Below are 4848 nucleotides of genomic sequence, written 5' to 3'. Positions count from 1 at the left end.
AAGCCGGCCCCCGCATTGTTTAGCGTGTCGAAAACGACACGCTCCAGGGGGAACCCATTTCTGCGCGCAGCCGCGCGGCAGAAATTCTTTCCCCCTGGTATCCCCCTGGGGACAAAATTTGCCGTCGAACCGCGCACTCGCCGCAAGGCGGCTCGCACACTCTCTCCGTCAAATTTCCCTGTATGTGTCCTGTCCATCCGCACATGTCGGCTGGACAGGACTTTTTTGATAGTTTGTGCGGCGGTCAAAAGGAAAAAATTAAAACTTGACGCAGGCCTCTGGATGTCGTACAATAAGGACAAGGCCTTATGGTGAGGCCTACAAAACTTTTGTTTTGGTGCGGGAAAAGGCCCCGGGTCCGCGTTCCTTTGCAGGAGCACGGCCTGGGGCCTTTTCTGTTTTGCGCTTCGTTATTCTTCAAATTCCAGATCCCCGGGCAGGATCAGATCCAGAGGGGCGCTGGGCTCGGCCACCAGACGGCGGCTCTGGTTGTAGATGGCCTTTTCCAGGGTGTTGCGGGCCAGACGGCCATTGCCGGCCGAACGGCTGTCGGCGGCCTGCCTGCGCTGGTAATACCCCAGCAGCGGGAAGGTGCAGCCGTCATCCAGACGGTACCCCCGCCCCGCCGCCAGAGACACGGTGATGTCCACCAGCTGGCTGGCGGTGTAGTCGGGGAACTCGATCTGGTTGGGGAACCGGCTGGCCAGGCCGCTGTTGGCCGTGAGGAACTGCTGCATCTCTTTGGTGTAGCCCGCCAGGATCACCACCAGATCTTCCCGGTGGTCCTCCATCCCCTTCACCAGGGTGTCGATGGCCTCCAGCCCAAAGCTGTCCTGCTGGCCCCGGTAGAGGCTGTATGCCTCGTCGATGAACAGTACGCCCCCCAGAGCGCTCTCGATGACGCTGTTGGTCAGGGGCGCGGTGTGGCCGGTGTAGCGGCCCACCAGATCCCCGCGGCTCACCTCCACCAGCTGGCCGCCCCGCAGCGCCCCGATGGCCTTGAGATAGCGGGCCACCAGCCGGGCAATGGTGGTCTTGCCGGTGCCGGGGTTGCCGGTGAAGATCATGTGCATGGACAGGCTGGCGGTCTTCATGCCGGCGGCGGCCCGGCGCTTTTGTACCTGGACATTGTCCGCCAGGCCGAACACATAGCTCTTGACCTCCTCCAGACCCACCAGGGCGTCCAGTTCCCGGCGCACCTGCTCTGCGCCGCCGTCGTAGACGGGGGGCAGCAGTTCCTCCAGAGGGGCGGGCACGCTGCCGTCGATGGAAAAGCGGAGCACGCCGTTTTCCACATCCAGTACGGCGGTGCCCCGGCGGAAGCTGTCATTCCGCAGGCAATACTCGCTCAGGGCCCGAAAGATCCGGTCGCAGCAGGCGGCCATCCCGCCGGCCCCCTCTCTGGGAACGGCCTGGGCCGCCACATAGTCCCGCACCGGCTGGCCGGCCTGCAAGGTCAGGGCCAGCTGGCGGGTGCAGCGCCGGGCCAGCTCGTTCAGCTGCCTGGCGGCCAGGGCCTGCAGGCTCTCGGGGGTAAAGGGCTGGGTCTGGCACACGTCCCCCAGGGCCGCTACAAAACCGGCCCCCAGCTTTTCCGCCATGGCCTGCCGCCCCTTGTGGGAGAAAAAGATCAGATACTTGCCCCGGGGGGTGATCCGGCTCACCGCGCCGGCGGCCAGGGCGCTGCCTGCGTCCACCAGGATGCCCTCCCGGTTGACCAGATACCGGCTGGCCAGGGGGGCGGCCCCCTTGACGGCCAGGTCGGCCAGGGTGCGCAGGAAGGCCGGGCAGCAGCTCTCGTAGTGCTCGAACAGGACCATCTCCCCGGGGGCGTTCAAGGCGGCGTACAGATCCTGCAAAAACAGCCGTTCGGTGCCCGGGTCGGGGTAAAGGGCCAGGTCCACCTGGGCGGCCTTGTCGCTCTGCAAAAGGCCCCGGGCGGCCATCAGGCGGGCAGTCTCCCGCAGGGCAAAGTGACGGCCTGTGCCCGCCGGCCCCCAGATCAGGAGGACGCTGCGGGCCTTCTCCCCTTCCGTCCCCAGCACGAAGGGGCGGCGCATGGCCCGCACCAGGCTGTCCACATAGGCGTCCTGCCCCAGCACCGTCTGCTTGACCTGGGCCGCCAGCCCCTCAAAGCTGCCCAGATGCTGGGCGGGGGTGTCGGCGGTGCCCTGGGCCAGCAGGCCGTCGGCCTCCATGTCCCGCAGCAGCTGGCGGCTGTCCTCCAGAGCGGCAGCGGTGGCGGTGTCCTGGGCCTTGAGGGCCTTGTTCTGCTTTTTCAGCAGGGCGTCCAGGGTGCGCTGCTGCTCCAGCAGGGCCTTGTTCAGGCTGTCGGGGTCGGCTCCCCTGACGGGGGATTTGGACGCCTTTTCCTTTTCCCCGCTTCCCTTGCCTCCGGTGCGCATCCTGCCCCCCGGGCCGAACACGCTGTTCATCAAATTTTCCCAATCGTCGTTGTAGCCCATCTTGTGCGGCCCTCCCTGTTTTGTGCTGCTTCCAGTATAGCGGGCCGGGGGATTTTTTGCAACTGGGAGAGGCTTTTGTATTTTTGTTTCCCGGCTCTTGCAAAGCGGCCCGGCGTCCTTTACAATAGAAGAAAAGGATCTGCAGGGCGCGCCGTTTCCGGATACGCCCTGGGCGCACGTAGAGAAGGATGTGACAGCAGTGAGCGTAAAGACCCCCAAAAGCCTGCGGGCCTATTATGACAGCGAGCGGTTTGAAAAGGAGTATCTGTACGACGGGCCTCTGGGTCCCGATTACAGCCGGGACGGCACCCGGCTGCGGCTGTGGGCGCCCACGGCCGAGCAGGTGCTGGTCAACCTTTACCGCCAGGGGGACAGGGGCTTTTGCATCGGGTCCCTGGCCATGGAACGGCGGGAACACGGCTGCTGGACCCTCTACCTGCCCGGAGACCAGCACGGGATGTACTATACCTTTTCGGTGCGGGTGAACGGTCAGGTGCGGGAGACGGCGGACCCCTATGCCCGGGCCGCCGGAGTCAACGGCAACCGCAGCATGATCGTGGACCTGCGCCGCACCGACCCGTCGGGCTGGCAGTTCGATCGCCGACCCGTCATCCCCCCGGCCCGGCGGGTGATCTGGGAGGTCAGCGTCCGCGACTTCTCCTGGGACCCGGAGGGCGGCTTTACACGGCCCTGGCGGGGCAAATACCTGGCCTTCACCCAGGAGGGCACCACCCTGTCGGGGGACGGCATCTATCCCACCGGCCTGAGCTATCTCAAACGGCTGGGGGTCAGCCATATCCAGCTGATGCCGGTGTTCGACTTTGGCAGTGTGGACGAGTCCCGCCCGGTGCGGCTGCAATACAACTGGGGGTATGACCCCACCAACTACAACGTCCCCGAGGGCAGCTATTCCACCGACCCCTACCACGGGGAGGTGCGGATCCGCGAGTTCAAGCAGATGGTGGCGGCGCTGCACCGGGCCGGCTTTGGGGTGGTGATGGATGTGGTCTACAACCATATGTACCGCCAGGAAAACGTGCTGAACGACACCGTGCCCTACTACTTTTTCCGTCAGAACCCCGACGGCACCCTGTCCAACGGCAGCGGCTGCGGGTGCGAGTTTTGCTGCGAGCGGCCCATGGCCCGCCGCTATATGATCGACTCCATCCTCTACTGGGCCAGGGAATACCACATCGACGGGTTCCGCTTTGACCTGATGGGCCTGTTCGATGTGGACACCATGAACGAGATCCGCCGCCAGCTGGACCGCCTGCCCCGGGGAGAGGAGATCCTGATGTACGGCGAGCCCTGGCAGGGCGGCCAAAGTATGCTGCGGCGGTACGAGGCGAACAAGGCCAATTTGCAGATGCTCAGCACCCGCATCGGGGTGTTCAGCGACGACACCCGGGACGCCATCAAGGGCAACTGCTTTGAGTCCCGCAGCCCCGGCTATGTGGAGGGCAAGCAGGACGCGTTCTGGGACATCGGCGCGGCGGTGGGGGCCTGGTGCCTCCACGACCGGGTCAACCCCCGCGCCCCCAGTCAGATCATCAGCTATGTGTCGGCCCACGACAACCTGACCTTGTGGGATAAGCTGCTGGCGGTGCGGTACAAAAAGCCCGATTACAGCGCCGCGCCCGACACCATACTGGCGCAGAACCGGCTGGCTGCCGGCATCTACCTCACCTGCATGGGCACCCCCTTCATGCAGGCCGGCGAGGAATTCGCCCGCACCAAAAAGGGCATCAAGGACAGTTACCGCTCCCCTGCCTCCATCAATCAGCTGGACTGGGGCCGGGCCGCCCGGTTCCATGGGCTGGTGGACTATTACCGGGGGCTGATCGCCCTGCGCGCCCGCTTCCCCCGCCTCGGAGACGGCAAGCTGGAGAGCACCCATGCCATCCAGTTCTTTTCCCTCGAGCCGCCCCTGGAGGGCTGGCATCTGGAAGCCGCCGAGGGGGACGGCGCCGCCTGGCCCGAGATCGCGGTCTTTTACAATCCCACCGCCGAATCGTGCACGGTGCCTCTGCCCGAAGGCCAATGGCGTCTGCTGTGCGACGGCGTCTCCTCCAGCCTGTGGCGCGGCGAGGAGATCATCCGCACCGGCTCCACCGTGCTTCTGCCTTACAGCGCCACCATTTTGGGACAAGTATAAGCTAAAATTGCATAAGCGCCCCGCATTCGCGGGGCGCTTTTTTGCTGCCTCCGAATCCCGGCGCCCAAAGTTAGAATATGCGAACTAAAGAAAATAAAGAAAAAATGGGAAAATTCAAAATTGGGTCTTGACACCGGGGGGGGTATGTTATGATAGGCACACAAAGGAAAGGACCTTCCTTTGAACCTGTTTTGGGTCTCTATCTTTTATACACCATAAGGAGGAAAA

Annotated in this window: 2 protein-coding genes; one reads left to right on the top strand and one right to left on the bottom strand. The window is 64.2% G+C overall.

The window, feature by feature from the left end; genetic code table 11:
* Positions 1 to 410 precede the first annotated feature (410 nt).
* Positions 411 to 2465, bottom strand: coding sequence for an AAA family ATPase (locus B5G12_RS13920; protein WP_087325462.1), 2055 nt, complete (start codon positions 2463 to 2465; stop codon positions 411 to 413).
* Positions 2466 to 2664: 199 nt separating this feature from the next.
* On the opposite strand from B5G12_RS13920, the gene pulA reads away from it, so the two are divergent.
* Complete coding sequence (gene pulA, locus B5G12_RS13915) at positions 2665 to 4620, top strand: type I pullulanase (protein ID WP_087325461.1); 1956 nt, start codon at positions 2665 to 2667, stop codon at positions 4618 to 4620.
* Positions 4621 to 4848 lie beyond the last annotated feature (228 nt).

The organism is Faecalibacterium sp. An58 (assembly GCF_002161515.1).
Taxonomy (GTDB): domain Bacteria; phylum Bacillota; class Clostridia; order Oscillospirales; family Ruminococcaceae; genus Faecalibacterium; species Faecalibacterium avium.
This window is presented reverse-complemented; position numbering and strand designations above follow the sequence as displayed.